Annotated in this window: 19 protein-coding genes; 15 read left to right on the top strand and 4 right to left on the bottom strand. The window is 37.5% G+C overall.

The window, feature by feature from the left end:
- Positions 1 to 60: 60 nt before the first annotated feature.
- From ACZ430_RS07035 to ACZ430_RS07025, 3 genes are read left to right on the top strand one after another with little or no spacing between them, the layout of a single operon-like run.
- The gene (locus ACZ430_RS07035) at positions 61 to 1,137 is read left to right on the top strand and encodes a type IV pilus twitching motility protein PilT (protein ID WP_339943948.1); all 1,077 of its coding nucleotides are present in this window, start codon (positions 61 to 63) and stop codon (positions 1,135 to 1,137) included.
- Entirely contained in the window at positions 1,137 to 2,315 is a 1,179-nt protein-coding gene (locus tag ACZ430_RS07030) for a type IV pilus twitching motility protein PilT (RefSeq protein ID WP_464910457.1), read from the top strand. The genes ACZ430_RS07035 and ACZ430_RS07030 overlap by 1 nt, the downstream gene beginning before the upstream one ends.
- The gene (locus ACZ430_RS07025) at positions 2,315 to 2,731 is read left to right on the top strand and encodes a hypothetical protein (protein ID WP_464910456.1); all 417 of its coding nucleotides are present in this window, start codon (positions 2,315 to 2,317) and stop codon (positions 2,729 to 2,731) included. The genes ACZ430_RS07030 and ACZ430_RS07025 overlap by 1 nt, the downstream gene beginning before the upstream one ends.
- Here the strand turns inward: ACZ430_RS07025 and rlmB are convergent.
- Genes rlmB through ACZ430_RS07010 form a run of 3 tightly spaced genes read right to left on the bottom strand, consistent with a single transcriptional unit; the run spans position 2,717 to position 6,755 of the window.
- A complete protein-coding gene (gene rlmB / locus ACZ430_RS07020) occupies positions 2,717 to 3,466 on the bottom strand; it encodes a 23S rRNA (guanosine(2251)-2'-O)-methyltransferase RlmB (protein ID WP_297209572.1) in 750 nt (249 codons plus the stop codon). The two genes, ACZ430_RS07025 and rlmB, sit on opposite strands and share 15 nt — an antisense overlap.
- Positions 3,448 to 4,905 (bottom strand): cysteine--tRNA ligase, encoded by a 1,458-nt coding sequence (gene cysS, locus ACZ430_RS07015; RefSeq protein WP_297209575.1) that lies wholly within the window; start codon positions 4,903 to 4,905, stop codon positions 3,448 to 3,450. The genes rlmB and cysS overlap by 19 nt, the downstream gene beginning before the upstream one ends.
- A gap of 35 nt (positions 4,906 to 4,940) precedes the next feature.
- Positions 4,941 to 6,755, bottom strand: a complete 1,815-nt coding sequence (locus ACZ430_RS07010) for an ASKHA domain-containing protein (RefSeq protein ID WP_297209578.1) — start codon at positions 6,753 to 6,755, stop codon at positions 4,941 to 4,943.
- A gap of 16 nt (positions 6,756 to 6,771) precedes the next feature.
- Between ACZ430_RS07010 and ACZ430_RS07005 the strand changes: the two genes are divergently transcribed.
- Genes ACZ430_RS07005 through ACZ430_RS06995 form a run of 3 tightly spaced genes read left to right on the top strand, consistent with a single transcriptional unit; the run spans position 6,772 to position 9,476 of the window.
- Positions 6,772 to 7,608 carry a glycosyltransferase family 9 protein gene (locus ACZ430_RS07005; protein WP_297209581.1) on the top strand — a complete coding sequence of 279 codons (837 nt, stop codon included), beginning with the start codon at positions 6,772 to 6,774 and terminating at the stop codon, positions 7,606 to 7,608.
- Positions 7,609 to 7,611: 3 nt separating this feature from the next.
- Positions 7,612 to 8,715, top strand: a complete 1,104-nt coding sequence (locus ACZ430_RS07000; protein WP_464910455.1) for an HD domain-containing phosphohydrolase — start codon at positions 7,612 to 7,614, stop codon at positions 8,713 to 8,715.
- Positions 8,712 to 9,476, top strand: coding sequence for a 3',5'-cyclic-nucleotide phosphodiesterase (locus ACZ430_RS06995; RefSeq protein WP_297209587.1), 765 nt, complete (start codon positions 8,712 to 8,714; stop codon positions 9,474 to 9,476). Before ACZ430_RS07000 ends, ACZ430_RS06995 begins: the two co-directional genes overlap by 4 nt.
- Positions 9,477 to 9,480: 4 nt before the next feature.
- On the opposite strand, the gene ACZ430_RS06990 is transcribed toward ACZ430_RS06995, so the two are convergent.
- Positions 9,481 to 10,176 carry a SapC family protein gene (locus ACZ430_RS06990; RefSeq protein ID WP_297209590.1) on the bottom strand — a complete coding sequence of 232 codons (696 nt, stop codon included), beginning with the start codon at positions 10,174 to 10,176 and terminating at the stop codon, positions 9,481 to 9,483.
- A 180-nt stretch (positions 10,177 to 10,356) separates the two neighbouring features.
- Here ACZ430_RS06990 and pheA point away from each other — a divergent pair, with 180 nt between their 5' ends.
- The 9 genes from pheA to ACZ430_RS06945 all read left to right on the top strand — a co-directional run bounded on the left by pheA (position 10,357) and on the right by ACZ430_RS06945 (position 19,738).
- Positions 10,357 to 11,430 carry a prephenate dehydratase gene (gene pheA, locus ACZ430_RS06985; protein ID WP_297209595.1) on the top strand — a complete coding sequence of 358 codons (1,074 nt, stop codon included), beginning with the start codon at positions 10,357 to 10,359 and terminating at the stop codon, positions 11,428 to 11,430.
- A 14-nt stretch (positions 11,431 to 11,444) separates the two neighbouring features.
- A complete protein-coding gene (gene hisC, locus ACZ430_RS06980; protein WP_297209598.1) occupies positions 11,445 to 12,560 on the top strand; it encodes a histidinol-phosphate transaminase in 1,116 nt (371 codons plus the stop codon).
- 2 nt (positions 12,561 to 12,562) lie between these two features.
- Positions 12,563 to 13,588 carry a 3-deoxy-7-phosphoheptulonate synthase gene (gene aroF / locus ACZ430_RS06975; protein WP_297209600.1) on the top strand — a complete coding sequence of 342 codons (1,026 nt, stop codon included), beginning with the start codon at positions 12,563 to 12,565 and terminating at the stop codon, positions 13,586 to 13,588.
- Complete coding sequence (locus tag ACZ430_RS06970; protein ID WP_297209602.1) at positions 13,588 to 14,442, top strand: prephenate dehydrogenase; 855 nt, start codon at positions 13,588 to 13,590, stop codon at positions 14,440 to 14,442. The genes aroF and ACZ430_RS06970 overlap by 1 nt, the downstream gene beginning before the upstream one ends.
- A gap of 3 nt (positions 14,443 to 14,445) precedes the next feature.
- Positions 14,446 to 16,236 (top strand): thiamine pyrophosphate-dependent enzyme, encoded by a 1,791-nt coding sequence (locus ACZ430_RS06965; protein ID WP_297209604.1) that lies wholly within the window; start codon positions 14,446 to 14,448, stop codon positions 16,234 to 16,236.
- A 24-nt stretch (positions 16,237 to 16,260) separates the two neighbouring features.
- The gene (locus tag ACZ430_RS06960) at positions 16,261 to 16,509 is read left to right on the top strand and encodes a type II toxin-antitoxin system HicB family antitoxin (protein ID WP_297209607.1); all 249 of its coding nucleotides are present in this window, start codon (positions 16,261 to 16,263) and stop codon (positions 16,507 to 16,509) included.
- Positions 16,510 to 16,755: 246 nt separating this feature from the next.
- Positions 16,756 to 17,199 carry a 2-oxoacid:acceptor oxidoreductase family protein gene (locus ACZ430_RS06955; protein WP_297209609.1) on the top strand — a complete coding sequence of 148 codons (444 nt, stop codon included), beginning with the start codon at positions 16,756 to 16,758 and terminating at the stop codon, positions 17,197 to 17,199.
- Entirely contained in the window at positions 17,186 to 18,463 is a 1,278-nt protein-coding gene (locus ACZ430_RS06950; protein WP_297209611.1) for a phenylacetate--CoA ligase, read from the top strand. Before ACZ430_RS06955 ends, ACZ430_RS06950 begins: the two co-directional genes overlap by 14 nt.
- Before the next feature lie 6 nt (positions 18,464 to 18,469).
- A complete protein-coding gene (locus ACZ430_RS06945) occupies positions 18,470 to 19,738 on the top strand; it encodes a radical SAM/SPASM family putative metalloenzyme maturase (protein WP_297209615.1) in 1,269 nt (422 codons plus the stop codon).
- Positions 19,739 to 19,758: the final 20 nt, after the last annotated feature.

The raw sequence follows: 19,758 nt of genomic DNA, 5'->3' as shown, positions 1-19,758 counted from the left end.
CATAGACTTTTTAGTATACCATTAGTTTACTTCTGTCTCAAATCATGGTATAATTCATCTATGGCAAAAATTGATGCTTTTTTTAAACTGATGCTTGAAAATAAAGCCAGCGACCTTCATCTTGTAGCAGGCAGTCAGCCAATATTGAGAATTAACGGTGAACTCGTAAGGATTCAGTATAAAGAACTCGATAACGCCGAACTGAGGAAGCTTCTTTATGAAATAACTCCCGAAGAAAAAATTAAAATATTTGAGGAAACGGGAGACTTAGATTTTGCCCATGAGATAGAAGGCATTGCCCGTTTTCGTGTCAATTACTTTATGCACAAACACGGAATTGGTGCAGCCTTTAGACACATCCCTAACGAAATCAAAACTATAGACCAACTTGGACTACCATCGGTTCTTAAAAAATTCGCAATGCTTAGAAAGGGAATTATACTTGTAACAGGTCCCACAGGTTCAGGAAAATCTACCACTCTTGCATCCATAATTGACCATGCAAATACAAACAGAAAGGAACGAATTATCACTATTGAAGATCCTATCGAGTTTGTTCACCCTAATAAAGGATGTGTCATATCCTACAGAGAAGTCGGCAGTCATACGGCCTCTTTTGCAAAAGCCCTAAGAGCAGCTCTCAGAGAAGACCCTGATATTATACTTGTAGGTGAGATGAGAGATATGGAGACAATTCAGCTTGCCCTCGAAGCTGCTGCTACAGGCCATCTGGTATTTAGCACTCTTCATACCTCATCGGCAATAAAGACCGTTGACAGAATCATAGATGTTTTTCCTCCAGAACAGCAGGCACAAGTGAGAACCTCTCTAAGTGAATCTCTCCAAGCTGTTGTTGCTCAAACCCTCCTTAAAAGAGCCGATGTAAAAGGGAGAGTAGCTGCTTGTGAGATTTTAATAAATACTTATGCCGTAGCTAACCTAATAAGAGAAGGTAAAACGCACCAGATACTCTCCATAATGCAAACAAGTAAAAAGATTGGAATGCAAACAATGGACGATGCACTAATAGACCTGCTACAGCAAGGCAAGATTACACCTGAAGATGCTTATGAGAGGGCAACAGATAAACAAAAATTTGTAAAATTTTTAAAAGAAGCTCCTGAAACAATACAGTAATGAGAAAACAGGAAATTGACTTTTTACTGGAAAAGCTATCAAATTACCATCCCGAAGTGTCGGATATAATCTTTACCGTAGGCAGACCTCTTCAGATAATGGTTTGGGGCGAACTTAAAAATATCTACTTCGACGAAGTCCCCATCGAAAGTTTAAAACCCTTCCACACAGAGATACTGGCTCTTACAATGATAGAAGGGCAGAAAAGACTAATTCAAAATCTTCTAAAAGAGGGATACTGTGACTTTGCCTATGCTATTCCTTCTGCAAGATTCAGAGTAAATATCTTCTCTCAGAAAGGAAACTATTCGATTGTTATGCGTAAACTTCCTATAAGGATTCCTACAGTTGAAGAACTTTGTTTACCGGATATCATAAAAGAAATTGCCCAGGAAAGAATGGGACTTGTTCTTGTAACAGGTGCTACAGGCTCTGGAAAAACGACTACTTTAGCAGCTATACTTGAGATTATTAACAACACAAGACCCTGTCACATTATCACTCTCGAAGACCCGGTAGAATTTGTTCACAATCATAAACTATCAACTTTTAATCAGAGAGAGATGGGATTAGATTTTACCAGCTATGCCGATGGTTTAAGAGCTGCTTTAAGACAAGCTCCCCATGTAATCCTCGTAGGCGAAATAAGAGATAGAGAAACCCTTGAGATAGCAATGCAGGCCGCAGAAACAGGCCATCTTGTCTTAAGCACAATGCATACTACTGATGCGGGGCAGACAGTAGGAAGAGCTATTGGAATGTTTCCTCCCTCCGATGAGAGTTATGTGAGACTCAGAATTTCAGACCTTCTAAAATGGGTAGTAAGCCAGAGACTCCTTCCTAAAGTAGGCGGTGGAAGAATTGTAGCAACAGAGATTTTAAGAAAAAACTTAAGAGTCCGTGATTTAATAATAAACGGCGAAACAGCAGAAAAAACCTTTTATGATGTTCTTGAAACCTCAGTGGCACTTGGTATGCACACCTTTGACCAGAGCATACTTAAACTTTATGAAGAGGGACTAATAACTGAAGAAACAGCTATAGCCTACGCCTCAAGACGTTCTAAGGTAACTATGGAAATAGATAAAATTAAGGCTAAAAGAGGAGAGAAAACCACTGATATAGAAGGACTTAAGATAGACTTGGAGTATGACAAAAAAATAAAGAGAGGAGTCTGATGCCGAAGGCTCTTTTATGCGAAAACAATTTGGAGGTGCAAAAAAATTTCTCCGCAATTCTTAAAGCTATTAACATAGATGTCGTTACTTCCTCAACAGTGGATGAAGCTATAAATAATCTTGAAATTGAAGACTTTGCTTACGTTATTGTCAACGAGAATTTTGCTGGAGAAAAACCAGAAAGTAACAAAATCATTCAATGGGTCGTCAATTTACCAATGTATCGCAGAAGAGATATGATGTTAATAATATTAGGGCAGAATTTCAAAACTTCCGATAGGCTTTCTGCTTTTGCAAAAGGTGCAAATCTTCTCTTAAATATAAAAGACCTCAATTATTTCCTCCCAATTTTTAAAAGAACCTACTTAGAATATCAGGCTATCTACAAGCAGTTTAAAGAACTACTTAACAAGTAAACCCCTCTGCCTTAAGGCTTCAAAGAGTATTACTGCTGCCGCAGTAGATACATTGAGAGACGATATTTTGCCTTTCATGGGAATTTTTAAGAGTATATTACTTAATTTTCCAACTGTATGCCTTACACCCTTGCCTTCTGAACCTAAAACAATGGCAACAGGCTTTTTGAAATCAAAATTCCACAGAATATCTCCCTCTTTAGCATCGGTAGCTATAACAGCTATGTCATTCTCCTTGAGCTCTCTAATGGCGTATTTGATATTATTTACCTCTACAAGATTTACATGCCATATGGCGCCGGCAGAGGTCTTCCATACAGAAGGAACAAGACCGGCAGAGCGTTTTTTTTGATAAAATACAGCATGAACTCCCGTAGCATCGGCAACTCGCAAGATTGCTCCAAAATTCTGAGGGTCTTCAATGAGGTCGAGAATAAGAAAAAGGGCAGGCTCATTCATTTTTTCTGGAATTATGAGAGCATCTTCAATGCTAATTGTTTTTTTTGATTTTACCTTTGCTACAATGCCTTGATGCACTCCATTAACTGTTTTATCTAAAAAGAACTTATCAACTAATTTTACCGGTATGGAATTTTTCTCTGCTAACTCTAATATCTTTGATAGTCTTTGAGCTCTATCTTTGGAAACATAAATTTCCTTTATAACATTACTTTCTTTGAATGCTTCCTCAACAGGATTTACGCCATAGATATATATCAAATTTTTACTTTCCATACAGTCTTGTCAGGTCTATCCTCAAGGATTATACCCTTTGTAAGAAGAAAGTTACGAATCTCATCAGCTCTATGCCAGTTTTTTTCCTTTCTTGCTTGAGTTCTCTCATTTATTAGCTCTTCAATCTCCTCTTCTAAGAGAGGTATACGCTTCAAATGAAGCAAATCTCTATACCAATCAATTGCTTTTCTATGAAAAATATTAAGCACACCTCCGAGTTCTCTTAAAATTATCTCAGCCTCTCTAATAAGAGAAATTTCCTCTTCCGACGATGGTTTTTTGTCCATTAGGCGATTTAGTTCCTTTATGAATTCGAATATAACACCTATTGCCTTAGCAGTATTGAAGTCATCGTCCATAGCCTCTTCAAATTTAGTTTTTAAAGTTTCAACTAAAGGTTTAAGTTCTATGGTTAGGCTTTTTTTTGAGCCTTTATCAAAAGCCTTCAAATCCTCTATCCTCAGTGAAGTGCTGTAAAATCTGTCGAGCATTGCCTCTGATTCTTTTAGATATTCATGGTCAAACTCGATTGGGCTTCTGTAATGGCTTGAGAGTAAAAACAACCTTAAAGCTTCGGCATCATAAACTTCAAGCAAATCTCTTATATTCAGCACATTACCAAGAGATTTAGACATTTTCTCTTTGTTAATAGTAACGAAACCGTTATGAATCCAATATTTTGCAAAAGGCTTACCTGTGTAAGCCTCTGACTGGGCTATCTCATTTTCATGGTGTGGAAATATCAAGTCTGCCCCGCCTCCGTGAATGTCAAGGGTTTCTCCGATATGCTTCATAGACATGGCTGTGCACTCAATATGCCATCCTGGTCTTCCCTTGCCCCACGGAGACTCCCACCATGGCTCTCCTGGCTTTGATGCCTTCCAGAGCGCAAAATCAAGGGGACTTTTTTTTCTCTCATCAACCTCAACTCTCGCGCCGTGTATTAGGTCTTCTAATTTTTTCTTTGAAAGCTTGCCATACCCAGAGAATTTATCAACAGAAAAATAAACACTCTTTGCCTCTCCCTCGTCAACCTCATAGGCATAGCCCTTTTCTATAAGAGCTTTAATTATTTCAATCATTTCCTGCATGTGTTCCGTTGCTTTAGGCTCTATATCAGCCCTTGCAATGCCTAATCTGTCCATGTCTTTATAATATTCGTTTGTATATTTATCGGCCACTTCTTTCCAAGAGATTCCTTCTTTCTGAGCCCTGTTAATGATTTTGTCGTCTATGTCTGTAAAGTTTCTCACAAATTTTACATCGTAACCTTTGTATCGCAAATACCTGACAATTACATCAAAAACAACAGCACTTCTTGCATGTCCTATGTGACAGAGGTCATAAACTGTAACACCACAGGCATAAATTCCTACCTTTTTATTCTCTAAAGGTTCAAAGTTTTCAACCTTACCAGTCATAGTATTAAAAATCCTCATTCTTCCTCCTCGCTCCGACTTTATAAAAGTATATTTTAAAGCTTGAAAGTTCCTTTTTTAAATCTCTCAATGTCTGTATGTGGTAAAAACAAGGCTGAGACATATTCGTCCATGAAAGTTTTTGAACGGGAAAGGTCAATATAAGTCATCTTATCTGCTATTTCTTCAGCTTTATTTTTCAGTTTTTTGCTTAATAGGCAGAGGATAGCACCTGTAAGGGATGTGTTTCCGAGAAATGTAAATTTATCTTCTTCAAAATTAGGGAGCATTCCGATACTGATTGCATTTTTTATGTTTATAAACTCTCCAAATCCTCCTGCTATATAAACCTTTCCTATTTCCTTCTCCAAGATGCCTACCTCGTGAAGTAAAGTAGAGATGCCCGCATAAATAGCAGCCTTTGCCCGAATTATATTGTCAATATCAGACTGGGAGATATAGCAATTATTGCTTATTGTGAAGCGTAGTTCTTCATCCACCATAGATACATTTTTAGAAGCTTCCTTAATTAGCCTGCCCTTTTGATTAACTATTCCTTTTCTAAAAAGTTCCGCAACAATATCAATCATTCCCGAACCACATATTCCAATAGGTTCTTTATTCCCAATTATCCTTATATTTAAATCGTCCCCTTCAAAGCTAAAGGCCTCTATTGCTCCCTCTGTTGCTCTCATACCACAACTAATTCCACTGCCTTCAAAACAGGGGCCTGCTGAAGTAGAAGCTGTTACGAGCCAGTCTTTGTTACCCACCACAACCTCTCCATTTGTTCCTATGTCAATAAAAAGAGCGACTTCGTCTTCCTCATAAATTCCTGAGGCAAGCACTCCTGAGACAATGTCTCCTCCCACATAGCCTGCCACAGAAGGAACGGTGTATACGGGAACATTCTCTTTAAGGGCAAGCTTTCCTTCAGATGCCTTCCAGAGGGGGTAATTATTAATTACGGGTGTATAGGGTTCTTGTCTTATATAAGAAGGATTTAATCCCCAGAAAAGATGACACATTGTTGTATTTCCTGATATGACAGCATAAAGGATTTTGGCATCTCCGTGTCTGACAGAAAGTGCATTTATAAGGGCATTTATGTCGTCTACAACTGCCTTTCGAAGCTTATTTAATCCAAGCGAATTTTCCTCAGCAAAAATAATTCTTGTAATAACGTCATCTCCGTAAGAAATCTGAGAATTATAACAACTTACATGGTCAACAACCCTTTTTTCTTCTAAGTCAACAAGAGCAGCTACAACCGTCGTTGTTCCAATATCTATGGCAAGGGCATAGGGTCTGTCTTCTTCTCTAAGAAAGCTTATTATTTCGTTATCAACTAAAGCAAAACTCAACTGCCAGCTATTTTTTCGCAGAATATCTCCTAAATTTTCTGCATCATTTCTACTTATAAAAAGTCTTTTTCCCATAGAGGAACAGAGCCTTTCAAAATCTGCCATTGAATCATCAACAGTGGGTGGTTTAATTGACAGCTTTATCTTTTCTACGAGTGGTTCAAAGATAGAGGGCTCAGATTTAAAAATTCTATCAATAAGATTCTGCCGTTGACATGATATTTTGCTGCTTACTGTTATTAATTTTTCTGGAATCTCAATTAATATATCTTCTAAAGGCTGGCTCTGACAGGCAAGTACATAGCCATTCTGCCTTTCTTTGTCGGTAATTCCGAAAAAAGATCTTGAAGTGACAGAACCAGCTAAAATTTTTACTTTGCATCTTCCACAGATTCCCCTACCACCGCAGGAAGCAGGCACAAATATGCTGTTAATCTGCAAACACTCAAGAATGCTCTTACCTGTAGCCTCAAATACTTCTCCAGAGGTTGTTCTAATCAATGGCATGCTTTAAAATTATATCATGAAAGTTCTTATTTATCGCATTGGAGGCTTAGGTGATAGCATTTTAACCTTCCCTGTCATAGAAATACTCAACAAAAAAGGATATGATATTACTGTTTGGGGAAATCCCGAATACTTCATTCTCTGCCGGATGGCAGGTTTCTGTAATAAAGTAACCTTCTATGAGCCTAAAGAGAAATTTGACTTCGCCATCGTATTTTCAAAAAACAGAGCTATAAGTGGTTTTTCAGAAAATTCAATTTACGTAAAACCTATACCTGAAGAGGAAGAATGGGTTGTTAAATGGTATCTGAAAAAACTAAACCTAAGTGAAGAGCCGTTTTCAAATAAGCTTAATTTAGGGCTTAAAGTTGAAAAAAAATCTAACCTTTGCATAATCCATCCTGGAAGTGGCTCAATAAAGAAAGCTCCTGAAAAGACTTTTTTTATTGAACTGGCAAATCTAATCAGAAAAAAAGGTTTTGAAATACTGTTTTTAGTTGGACCTGCCGAGAGAAAAACATGGCAAGAAGGTAAGGACATTTTTTACTCCGATAATATTATCGAAGTCGCCGAGACTCTTCTCAAAGCTTCTTTGTACATAGGAGTTGACAGCGGAATAAGCCATTTAAGTAGCTATCTCGGAGTTCCCTCTATCGTGATTTTCGGCCCTACGAATCCAAAAGTATGGCATCCCATAGGAGTTAAAACACACCTTATAAGAGAAAGCAGCTGTCCTCCCTGTTTTCCAAATACATGCGAAAACAGAAAGTGCCTTGATAAGAATTTTTTAATTGAGCAAGTTATTAATATATTAGAAAAAAATCTTGTATTGGAAAAAAGATACCTGTTATAATCCATGTCGATGCAGCATGCCTCCTTTAATTTTCAGGCAGAACATTTAAGACAATTACTCGATTTTTCGGCAATAGTAAACTCATCCTTAGAAATTGAAGAGATAAGAAAGAAAACAATAGACTACTCTATTAAAATGCTCGATTGTCAAGCTGGAAGTCTACTTCTTTACGATGAATACAAAAATGAGCTTTATTTTGATGTTGCCATCGGAGAAAAAGCGGACAAAATAAAAACCATAAGACTTAAACTTGGCGAGGGCATTGCCGGCTGGGTAGCTCAGAACAGAAAACCTCTTGTGGTCAATGATGTCCAAAATGACCCGAGATTCTTTAAAGGAGCTGACGAGAGAAGTGGCTTCAAAACTGAAAGTATGGTATGCGTCCCAATCATTAACAAAGGAAGGCTAATAGGAGTTCTTCAGGCGATAAATAAAAGAAACAACCTGTTTACAGACTATGATGCCCAACTTCTCGGAACTATCTCAAATCAAGTAGCAATTGCCATAGAGAATGCGAAGTTATACGGAGAGCTAAAAGAAACTTTTTACGAAATTGTTTTTGCCCTGGCCGATACCATTGAAAAAAGAGACCCCTACACAGGCGGTCATACAAAAAGAGTAATGGATTATTGCATTGCCATTGCAAATCAAATGGGACTTGACAGAGATGAAATCGAAAAATTAAAACTTTCAGCCATTCTTCATGATATAGGAAAAATAGGAATAAGAGACTCTATTTTACTAAAAGAGGATAAACTATCTGAAGAGGAGTATTTATCTATACAAAATCATACTATTTATGGGGCAGAAATACTCAAGCATGTTAAAAAACTTAAAGAAATAATACCGGGAGTAAAATATCACCATGAAAAATTTGATGGTTCCGGTTATCCTGAAAAATTAAAAAGAGAGGAAATTCCTCTGATTGCAAGAATTATAGCAGTGGCAGATACCTTCGATGCAATGACTACAGACAGGCCTTACAGAAGAGGACTTTCCTTTGAAATTGCCCTCAAAGAACTTAAAAATAAAGCGGGAACGCAGTTTGACCCTCAGATAGTAGACCATCTAATAGAAGCCTTCAGAAAAGGAGAGCTTATAAAATGAAACTTCGAGTTTTGGGTGCCTCTGGTTCTGATATGCCTGGACAACATCTGACTTCCTTTCTCATAGACGACTGCCTACTTTTTGATGCAGGTGGGGTTACAAATTCTTTAACCCTCAGACAACAGCAGAAAATAAAATACATATTTATAACTCATGCTCATCTTGACCATATCAGAGACATACCTTTTCTTGCAGACAATATAGTAATAAGCGGTCAAAAATCGCAGATAAAAGTCTTTTCTATAAATGACGTAGTTGAGGACATGAAAAAACATCTTCTCAATCAAAGATTATGGCCTGATTTTACAGCTATTCCAAGTAAAAAGAACTCCATACTTAAGCTTGAAAAAATAAAAGAAGGTGAGACCGTCACAATTAATGGTTTTAATATAACTGCAGTTGCCGTACAGCATACAGTGCCCGCTGTTGGTTATCTTGTCCAGAAGGAAAACAAAACTCTTTTCTACACAGGAGATACAGGTCCATCAGAACAGACCTGGAATGCTCTTGGCAAAATTAATCTGGATGCTCTTATTATTGAAGTATCTTTCCCAGATGATTTAAAGGATATAGCTCTTAAAACAGGACATCTAACACCTTCATTACTTTTTGAGGACCTTTCAAGGCTCGAACATCCTCCCCGAAAAATCTACGTAACCCATGTTAAGCCATTTTACAGGAAAAAAATAGAGAAAGAGATAAATTCAGCAAAAAAATACAACATAAAAATTTTAGGCGGCGGAGAGATAATAAAAATCTAAAATTTTACTGGGCCTCTGCAAATATATCGAAAATCTTAAAATTCCTCAAACTCAAGTAATGAGCATGGATAATTAGAAGATATCCTTTCGAATTCAAAGAATACAGTTTTTCTGGCTGGACATTTGATAAAACTTCTAAATTTGCCATTAAAAGATTTCTGAATTGCATTTTCCCAAGTTTTGTCTCTATGTCCAAATTAAGGGGCTTTAATAAGCCAATATTGAAAATCTCCTTAGAAAATTCCTCGGCATCATAAAAATCTCTTGCAAGCTCTGTTAATCGAGCCTTAACTTTTGCGAAAAACTCGCTGTCTCCTTCTTCCTCGAACAATTTAAAGCCTTCCTCGTCAGAAAAGGCTTCGTCAAAAATTATTGTATAGTCTTCTCCCTCCTTCACAATACCAAAGGGATAGTGTTTACAAACATTTGGAATTGCATCAACCTTCCATGTACCGTCATCTCTTAAAAAGACATTTCTGTTGTTGATGCCTATAACTGCAAAAGGAAAGACAGCATTGTCCTGCAGTCCAAACATTACAGGATAATACATTGTAGCAGTTAGTATCTCTGAGTAAGTAAGAGGAACTATTTCTACTTCTTTCATAAAAGAAAAATCTACAGGCATTTTTACTCTTAGCTCTTTGTGAACTTTGCTGTCAAGAGCCACGGCCTTTTTGAATGCTTTCATTATTGCTCTCATCTATTCCCCCTTTTAATCGTAGAACCTTTCATAATTATATCACAGTAAACAGGATTATTATTCCAATCGTAAAGATAAAAAAGGAATGTTTAATTCTTTTTAATAAAAATCCAGCAAGAAGTTAATTAAGTTAGAACTAACAATATTGTGATTGTAGAGTGACATAATATAAAATAAAAAATGGCAGAAGATAAAATTGAACAGTTACGGAAAGAGATTGATGAAATTGACAAAACCCTCCTTGAATTACTGAATCAAAGAGGAAAACTTGCCATAAAAATTGGAGAAGCAAAAAGAAAAAAAGGTCTTCTGTTTTATGACCCTGTAAGGGAAAAAAATATCATAAATAATCTTGTCAAGCTAAACAATGGCCCCTTTCCTGATGAGACCATAAAGAGACTTTTTAGAGAAATTCTATCGGCCACTCTTGCATTACAGGAATCACAGAAAGTCAGCTATCTTGGACCGGAGGGAACTTTCACTCATCTTGCTGCTATAAAATACTTTGGTAGCTTTGTTCAGTTAGAGCCTCTTGAAAGCATAAAGAATATATTTGAATATGTTGAGAAGGGAATTAGTAGATTTGGTGTTGTTCCTATAGAAAACTCAAATGAAGGAACGGTTACTTTAACATTAGACATGTTTATGCAGTATGAAGTAAAAATATCAGGCGAAATAATAATTCCCATATCTCATCATCTTCTTTCCTTAACGGGAGATAAAAAAAGTATCAAAAAAATTTACTCCCACCCCCATGCCAGGGCTCAATGCAGAGAGTGGTTGAACAGGAATATGCCAACTATACCTATTTTTGATGTTTCTTCAACTGCCGAGGCTGCTCGACAAGCATCTTTAAATGAAGAAATAGCTGCCATAGCGAGTGAATTTGCAGCAGAATTATACGGCCTTAAATTCGTAGCAAAGCACATCGAAGATTACAAGCACAACTATACGAGATTTTTCGTATTAAGCAAAAGCTTTCCCGGGAAAACAGGTTCTGACAAGACTTCTATCATGTTTTCTCTTCAAGACAAACCAGGCGCTCTATACAATGCCCTTAAGCCCTTCAAGGATGCAGGAATAAATCTAACAAAGATAGAATCAAGACCGGCAAAAATGAGAAAGTGGGAATACATCTTCTTCGTTGATTTTATCGGGCATATTGAAGACCAAAAAGTCCAGGAAACACTAAATGAGATAAAAAAATACTGTATTGAGCTGGTGCACTTAGGGTCTTATCCAATTTTTGAATAAAAAGGAGGAAAAAAATGATTAAACCGCTTCCCTATGTGGAAAAAATTCAGCCTTATGTTCCTGGCAAACCAATAAAAGAAGTGGAAAGGGAGCTTGGTATCAAGAAGGCTGTAAAACTCGCCTCCAATGAAAATCCTTTAGGTCCTTCTCCAAAGGTCATTAGAGCTATCAATGAGTTCCTCTCTCAACCTGAAGAATTAGCCAGATATCCAGAAGGAAGCGGATATTATCTCAAGAATGCCCTATGCGAAGTCTTCTCAAGAAAAAATACCCCTATAACTCATGATGAGATAATCCTCGGTAATGGCTCAAATGAGCTCATAGACATCGCTGTAAAAACTTATATAGGTCCTGGAGATGAGGCAATAATGGCAAAACCATCCTTCATAGTATATTCTATGAGCGTGACAGCTCAGGGAGGAATTGCCAAAGAGTTACCACTTAAAGACTGGCGACACGACCTTAAGGGAATGCTAAATGAAATTACAGAAAAGACCAAAATTGTTTTTATCTCCAATCCGAATAATCCTACAGGAACAATGAACCATAGAGATGAATTTGAAGATTTCATGAGAGAATTACCCGATGGAGTTCTTGTAATAATGGACGAAGCTTATTATGAATATGTTAAAGACCCAGACTATCCTGATACACTTAAATATTTTAAAGACGGTAGAGATATTTTAATTCTGAGGACTTTCTCAAAAGCATATGGACTTGCAAGCCTCAGAATAGGTTATGGCATTGCTAAAGCAGAAATAATAAGAGAAATGAACAGAATACGAGAACCCTTTAACACAAACACGATTGCTCAGATTGCAGCAGAAGCGGCACTTAAGGATGAAGAGCATTTACATAGGGTATTAAGCTTAAATGAAGACGGCAAGAGATATCTATATGAGGAACTTGATAAGCTTCCCCAAATAAAATATCTTCCTACACAGACAAATTTCATATATATAATTTTACCGGATGGCAAATCTTCAAAGGAGATTTTCGAGTTTCTACTAAAGGAGGGCGTTATAATCAGACCCGTAGGACCACGGGAGATTAGAGTTACGATAGGCTTAAAAGAGGAGAATGAAGCTTTTGTTAAAGCTATAAATAAGTTTTTCAAAAGGGAGGGTTAATAATGGATATTATAGTATTAAAACCAGAGGTAAGCGATGAACAAATTGAAAAAATCGTAAAAAAGCTTGAGGCAAAAGGACTTAAGCCTCATGTGTCCAGGGGAACAGAGAGAACCATAATCGGCGTCATTGGAGATACCTCAAAGGTCACAGAAGATGAAGAAAATGCAATAAGAGCCATTCCTGGAGTTGAAGATGTAGTAAGAATTCTGAAACCCTACAAATTAGCAAGTAGAGATTTTAAGAAAACCGATACAGTCATTAAAATTGACAGCATTGAGATTGGAGGCAAAAAAATTCACGTCGCCGCAGGTCCCTGTGCTGTTGAAAATAGGGTGACTCTCTTAGACATAGCAGAAAAAATTAAATCTGCCGGAGCAACATTTCTTAGAGGCGGAGCTTTTAAACCCCGCACATCTCCCTACTCTTTTCAGGGACTTGGCATTGAAGGGCTTAAATATCTTAAAGAAGCAAAGGAAAGAACAGGCCTGCCCATAATCAGTGAGATTATGGACCCCAGAGACATAGATGTAATTATCGAATATGTAGACATAATTCAAATTGGCACAAGAAACATGCAGAACTTCAAACTTCTCATGGAAGTAGGTTCTGTTGACAAACCTGTTCTTTTAAAAAGAGGCATGTCCGCCACAATAAAAGAGCTTTTAATGGCTGCAGAGTATATACTTTCACGGGGTAATGACAAAGTTATACTCTGTGAGAGAGGCATAAGGACTTTTGAAACAGCTACAAGAAACACTCTTGACCTCAGTGCGGTTCCACTTCTTAAATCTCTAAGTCATCTACCTGTAGCCGTAGACCCAAGTCACGGTGTAGGCAAAAGAGACCTGGTTATACCAATGGCAGTAGCTTCAGTCGCTGCAGGCGCTGATATGTTGCTTATAGAAGTCCATACTAATCCTGAAGAGGCTCTATCAGATGGTGAACAATCTCTTACACCTCAAATGTTTACTGAAATGATGCAGAAAGTCTCAGCCGTTGCAAAGGCAATCGGCAGGGAAGCTTGATGCAAAAGGAACATTTTTGTGCCGTATCAATAATTGGCGTTGGTCTGATAGGAGGCTCTTTAGCATTAGCCTTAAAAAATCAGGGGATAGCAACAACTATTATCGGCTATGGAAGGGATAAGAAAAGACTTCAAGAGGCAACAAGACTTGGCATAATAGATTGCTTTACCAATTCCCTAAAGGATGCGGCGTCAGCAGAACTCATAGTTTTAGCAACCCCTCTTGGAACTTTTGAGAAAATTCTGAAGGAAATATCCTCTTTTCTAAAACCTAATTCTATTATCATGGATGTAGGAAGCGTTAAACTCCAAGTTGTTAGACTTTTTGAAAATATACTGCCTGACAGTGTCAATTTCATACCAGCTCATCCCATAGCTGGGTCAGAAAAGACAGGATTTGAAAATGCAAGACAAGACTTATTTAAGAATGCAAAAGTAATAATCACTCCTACAGAAAGAACAGATAAAACTGTTCTTAAAAGAATAATAAAAATGTGGCAAGCTACAGGCGCATCTACAGAGTTGATGAGTGCAAAGGAACACGACCTAATTTATGGTCTTATGAGTCATTTGCCCCATCTGCTTGCATTCTGCATGGTCAATACTGTTGATATAGTAAGTGATAATCTAATAAAATATGCTGGTTCTGGTTTTAAGGATTTTACGAGAATTGCCATGAGCTCACCAGAAATATGGAAAGATATATTTTTGATGAACAAGGAGAACATTCTAAAAATGCTTGATTTATTCATTAAAGAAATTGAAAAAATTAAGACATTTATTACGGAAGAATCAAAAGAAAACGAAATAATAAACTACATTTTAAGGGCAAAAAAACTCAGAGAGCAGATATAGTTAATGAAAAAACTTTATTTATCCGGAAACGAGGCAATTGCATACGGATTAGTTCAAGCAGGAGTTAGATTTATCAGTGGCTATCCAGGAACTCCTTCAAGTGAGATAGTTCCTGCGGCACAAAAAATAACTAAAAACGTAGATATCAGAGCATTTATAGACTGGGCTATAAATGAAAAAGTTGCCTATGAAGTTGCCTTATCTGCAAGTCTCTCAGGAATCCCCTCTGCAGTTACAATGAAGCAGGTAGGACTTAATGTGGCAATGGACCCGTTTATGAACTCTGCCTATGTGGGAACAAACTCTGCCATGGTGCTTGTAAGCGTTGATGACCCTGGACCACACTCATCTCAGACTGAGCAGGATAGCCGCCTTTTTGCAATGGCTGCAAAGATACCCGTCTTTGACCCTTCCAACGTTCAAGAAGCCTATGATTTTTCAAAAAAAGCAGTTGAACTGAGTAAAAAATACGGAATTCCCGTGATGCTTCGGAGCACAACAAGAGTTTCTCACGGAAGAGCAGATGTTGAACTTAAGGAAAATTTTATAAATGAGCCACTTATAGCTCAATTTAAAACTCTGAAAGACTGGGATAAAAAACTCTGGCGTTATGCAGGCACACCTCGTCAGAGACTTATTCTTCATGCTACTTTAAATGAGAAAATTGCTGAAATAGAGAGGGAAAATGAGCTAAAATTCTTTTTTAACGGTGATATTCTTATTGTTTCAAGTGGAGCAGTTTTTTCCTATCTCTATGAATTGATTGAAGAGTATGGATTACAAAATAAGTTGACTTTAGCTAAGGCAGACATGCCGTATCCTCTTAAAAGGTCTTGTTTTTCAGGCTACGGAAGAGTGATTACCGTAGAGGAGTCCATGCCTGTAATTGAGTTACAGTTATGTAGTGAAGGTAGAAGAAACGGAGTTGTGCCAAAGCAAGGAGAGCTCACCCCTGAGGTTTGTGAGGAAATCTTAGAGAGAATCGGATTGATAAAACGGAGCAAAACCATAACGGTTCCTCCATTAAAAAGACCATCTCTATGTCCAGGCTGTGCTCACAGAATTGCTCTTTATGCAGTAAAGAAAGTTTTCGGCAAAAAATCTATCTATGCAGGAGACATAGGATGTTACACCCTCGCACTTAATTTCGGAGTTACAGATACAGTTTTATGTATGGGAGCAAGTGTCTCCTTTGGTTTTGGTTTTAAAAAAACCTTTCAATTAGCTGGAATTGAGCAGGATGTGGTATCAGTAATAGGTGATTCAACCTTTTTCCACACAGGGCTTCAGCCACTTGTTGATGCAGTTCACTACAGAGTTCCTTTTTTAACAGTCATACTTGACAATAAAACAGTAGCAATGACAGGAAATCAGAAAACCCTTTCTGATGAAGTAAGTTCCTCCGGTGAGCCAGTAACCCCTATATCTATTGAGAATATTGTAAGAGGTATCGGAGTTAACTTTGTTCAAAACTTAGACCCCTATGATTTCACCTCTTCAGTGAAGGCTTTAAAGGAAGCAAAGAAGTTTCTTAAGGAGAAAAATGAGCCAGCCGTTATAGTTTTCAGACACCTATGTATAAACACAAAAGAAGGACTAAGTGCTAATCCAAAGTATAACTTAACCATAGATAAAGAGCTTTGCAAAGGCTGTAAATTATGTATCACAGAGTTTGAATGTCCAGCAATAGTATTCAATGAAGAAGAAAGCAAAGCAGACATTGACCAATTACTGTGTATAAAATGCGGATGCTGTGTCCATGTTTGCCCGACAAAAGCGATTCGTTGGATATAATATTTAAAAAACGGAGGATTGAAAATGTTAGTAGAATACATTGAGGAAGCTTTAAGAAGAGCGAAATATGAAATTATAGAAGATGAAGAGCCTTATTATGGAGAAGTTTCCGAACTACCAGGAGTATGGGCAACTGGAAAAACACTTGAGGAGTGTAGAGAAAATTTAAAACAAACAATTGAAAGCTGGATTATTATTAGTATTAAAAAGGGGTTACCGTTACCTAAGCTTGGTAATTTAGAAATTAAGGATTTTGAGGAGTGCGTAGTTTAAGTGAGTAAACTAACCTTACTCAGTAGTTATTACAAAATAAGTTGTCTTTCGCTCATAATAGATTTTTTGACAATTCCGAATTCGCTTCGCTATAGCCGCAAAACTCGCCTTTCAGGCTCAAACAGTTGCGCCTATTTTACGCTTCGCTCATCTGGAATTGTTACCAAAAAATCTCTAAATCGCTCAAGCCAACTTATTTTTAAAGGGAATGGCTAAAATCGGAAAATTAGGAAGGATTAAAGCTCTATGAAACTCGTAATACTTGGTAAAGGTGGACAAGGAGTTATATTTTTCTCAAGAGCAATTGCTCAGGCAGCAATCAAAAAGGGAGTGTCTGTTCGCTCAACAGAGATAAAAGGAATGGCAAAAAAAGGAGGCACTGTTGAGATTCATATGAAAATTAACGAGGGTATGAGCGGACTTGTCAGAAGGGGAACGGCAGACATGGTTATTCTACTAAGTGAAGACTTACTACCTTATGCGAAAACCTTCGGAGAAAATATCTTTACCTTTAACGAAGATGAGATAAATACAGCAATTGCAACTGTGCCTATGAGATATGTTAACACTTTCCTGCTTGGAGTTTTTGTAAAAAGAACAGCACTCTTTGAATGCGAAGATTTCATAAATACTCTCGATGAGGAAAACAAAAAATCATTCATAAAGGGGTGTGAGTATGTTCAATCCTGAAAGAGAAACTATGCCAAGAGAAGAGATTGAAAAACTAAAGCTTACCCATTTAAGGAAAACTCTTAGATTTCTTAAAAACTCTCGCTCAAAATTAAAGGAAAAATACAAGGGCATAGAGCCTGAAGACATCCTTAGCCTTGATGACCTAAAAAGCCTTCCCTTCACAACAAAGGATGACTTAAGAGATTGCTACCCCTTTAACCACATTGCCGTTGAGCCATCAGAGTGTGCAAGAATGCACATGAGCTCTGGCACAACAGGTGTGCCTGTAATAAATGCGATGACAAAGAATGATATCTTCCAGTGGGGAGAGATAATGGCAAGATGCCTTGCAGCTGCTGGACTGACTGAAAAAGACAAGATTCAAATTATGCCTTCCTTCGGACTTTTCAACGGTGGCTTTGGATTTCACTACGGTGCTGAGCGTCTTGGCTGTTTTATAGTGCCTGCAGGTGCTGGAAGGTCACTCATGCAACTCAAACTTATTAAAGACCTCGGAGTTACTGCTTTTGGTGCCATTGCATCCTATCCTGCAAGACTCATAGAGGTTGCAAAAGACAATGGGTTTGATTTTCGTGAGACAAAACTCAGAGTTGCCATACTTGGTGCTGAGACATGGTCTGATGAATATAGACACAGAATTGAATCGGAGATGGGAATTAAAACCTTTGATATTATAGGGCTTACTGAGACAGGAGGCGTAGGTCTCGGTATTGACTGTGAAGCAAGGTCAGGAATTCATGTATGGGAAGACCACTACATCTTAGAGATTATTGACCCAGAGACAGGGCAGCCTCTTGGTATTGGAGAAGAAGGGGAGATGGTAATTACAACACTCACCCGTGAGGGACTTCCTCTCATAAGATATCGCACGAGAGATATATCAAGATTGATTTCCCTTGAAAAATGCACCTGTGGAAGAACTCATCTGCGTGTTGACAGAGTTAAAGGCAGAACTGATGACATGCTTAAAGTTAAAGGTGTAAACTTCTATCCTTCACAGGTAGAACAGATATTATTAAAATACAAAGGGCTTTCACCTTATTATCAGCTGGTTATAGAGACACTCAAAGGTAAGGATGACATGACAATAATTGTTGAGAAGGCTGATAACGGTGTTACCCAACGAGAACTCGAACAGCTTGACCTTGAACTTTATGATTTCTTAGGTTTTAGGAGTAAAATTCAAATTGTTCCTGAAGGAACTATCCAGAGAGTGCCGGGTAAAGCTATAAGAATTATAGATAAGCGTAAGAAGGCTTAGCAACTTATGTTACCAGAACGATTATCGGTGGAGATTACTACGCGATGTAATCTCCACTGTAATATATGCCCTAAACAAAGTCCTAACTATCACCAGCCTGAAATGGATATGGATATTGAATTGTTCAAAAAACTCACGCCCATTTTTAGTAATATTCACAGTCTTGTTTTAAGCGGAATAGGCGAACCTCTTTTACATGAAGAACTTGAATCTTTTATTGCTCTTGCCAGAGATAAAATGGCAGAGAATACTAAAATAGGCTTTCAGACAAATGGAGTCTTGCTCACCGACTACAGAATGAAAGAGCTTTTAAAAGCAGGCCTCAATAAGATATGCGTTTCCATAGACAGCATAATTCCCATAAATGGATTACATGAGCCTGAATTTGCAAGAAGAGCCCTTGAGGTAATACATCGTGCTAAAAGAGATAGTAAAATAGTTCTTGAAAGCGGAATTCAGATTGTAATGACCAAAAATAACCTTTCCGAGATTATTCCAACACTGGTTACTGCAATAGATTATAGTATAGATTTCGTTATTATTTCTCATCTAATTCCCTATTCAAAGGATGCAACCAATCTGGTTGTATACGAGACAAATAATGAAGACTCAGTAAAAGTTTTCAAAAAATGGCTGAATAAATTGACCCAAAAAGGATATAAACTTGAAGACTGGATGGAGCAGATGAAGCGAAAGGCAATGCCTGAATTTTTCCCTGAAGAAAATGAACCGCTCAAACTATTTAAATCTATGTATGAGGAAGCAGAGAAAAAAGGACTAACTCTAAATATGAACAATCTCATTAATAGAGATGATGCCCTCATTACGGATGTTCAAAAAATTCTTAAAGAAGTCTCATTGATAGCAAGAAAAAACAAATTATCCATTCAGATTCCAGGAACAAATCCTCTTCCAAAGAGAAGATGTGATTTCCTTGAGGAAAAATGTATGTTCATAGGAGTTGATGGAGAAGTCTCACCATGCTATTTCCTCTGGCATGATTTCACCTGCTATATTGGAGGGCTTAAAAAATCTGTGAAAAGATGGTCTTTTGGAAACATAAAAGAAAAAGAAACTGCTTTAATATACAATTCCTCTGAGTATATTGATTTCTATGAATCTGTCCTCAAGTATGATTTCCCCTATTGCTACGATTGTAATTTTGCCCTCTGCGACTTAATGGAGCTTGAAGACTTTGTCTATGACTGTTACACAAACACAGTGCCCTGTGGTGCATGCCTTTGGTGCGGCGGATTGTTTTACTGTATGATATAATTGAAAAAAGCTTTTAGAAA

This window comes from Thermodesulfovibrio sp. TK500a (genome assembly GCF_055381765.1).
The sequence above is the reverse complement of the archived record's forward strand: the minus strand, read 5'-3'. Positions and strand labels throughout refer to the sequence as shown.

Excerpts from the sequence above, each read along its gene's own strand:
- hisC (WP_297209598.1), top strand. The coding sequence starts at position 11,445 with ATGATTAAACCGCTTCCCTATGTGGAAAAAATTCAGCCTTATGTTCCT.
- ACZ430_RS06945 (WP_297209615.1), top strand. The coding sequence starts at position 18,470 with ATGTTACCAGAACGATTATCGGTGGAGATTACTACGCGATGTAATCTC.
- ACZ430_RS07035 (WP_339943948.1), top strand. The coding sequence starts at position 61 with ATGGCAAAAATTGATGCTTTTTTTAAACTGATGCTTGAAAATAAAGCC.
- ACZ430_RS07030 (WP_464910457.1), top strand. The coding sequence starts at position 1,137 with ATGAGAAAACAGGAAATTGACTTTTTACTGGAAAAGCTATCAAATTAC.
- ACZ430_RS06965 (WP_297209604.1), top strand. The coding sequence starts at position 14,446 with ATGAAAAAACTTTATTTATCCGGAAACGAGGCAATTGCATACGGATTA.
- ACZ430_RS06960 (WP_297209607.1), top strand. The coding sequence starts at position 16,261 with ATGTTAGTAGAATACATTGAGGAAGCTTTAAGAAGAGCGAAATATGAA.
- ACZ430_RS06970 (WP_297209602.1), top strand. The coding sequence starts at position 13,588 with ATGCAAAAGGAACATTTTTGTGCCGTATCAATAATTGGCGTTGGTCTG.
- ACZ430_RS07005 (WP_297209581.1), top strand. The coding sequence starts at position 6,772 with ATGAAAGTTCTTATTTATCGCATTGGAGGCTTAGGTGATAGCATTTTA.
- ACZ430_RS06950 (WP_297209611.1), top strand. The coding sequence starts at position 17,186 with ATGTTCAATCCTGAAAGAGAAACTATGCCAAGAGAAGAGATTGAAAAA.
- cysS (WP_297209575.1), bottom strand. The coding sequence starts at position 4,905 with ATGAGGATTTTTAATACTATGACTGGTAAGGTTGAAAACTTTGAACCT.
- aroF (WP_297209600.1), top strand. The coding sequence starts at position 12,563 with ATGGATATTATAGTATTAAAACCAGAGGTAAGCGATGAACAAATTGAA.
- rlmB (WP_297209572.1), bottom strand. The coding sequence starts at position 3,466 with ATGGAAAGTAAAAATTTGATATATATCTATGGCGTAAATCCTGTTGAG.
- ACZ430_RS07010 (WP_297209578.1), bottom strand. The coding sequence starts at position 6,755 with ATGCCATTGATTAGAACAACCTCTGGAGAAGTATTTGAGGCTACAGGT.
- ACZ430_RS07000 (WP_464910455.1), top strand. The coding sequence starts at position 7,612 with ATGTCGATGCAGCATGCCTCCTTTAATTTTCAGGCAGAACATTTAAGA.
- ACZ430_RS06990 (WP_297209590.1), bottom strand. The coding sequence starts at position 10,176 with ATGAGAGCAATAATGAAAGCATTCAAAAAGGCCGTGGCTCTTGACAGC.
- ACZ430_RS07025 (WP_464910456.1), top strand. The coding sequence starts at position 2,315 with ATGCCGAAGGCTCTTTTATGCGAAAACAATTTGGAGGTGCAAAAAAAT.
- ACZ430_RS06995 (WP_297209587.1), top strand. The coding sequence starts at position 8,712 with ATGAAACTTCGAGTTTTGGGTGCCTCTGGTTCTGATATGCCTGGACAA.
- pheA (WP_297209595.1), top strand. The coding sequence starts at position 10,357 with ATGGCAGAAGATAAAATTGAACAGTTACGGAAAGAGATTGATGAAATT.
- ACZ430_RS06955 (WP_297209609.1), top strand. The coding sequence starts at position 16,756 with ATGAAACTCGTAATACTTGGTAAAGGTGGACAAGGAGTTATATTTTTC.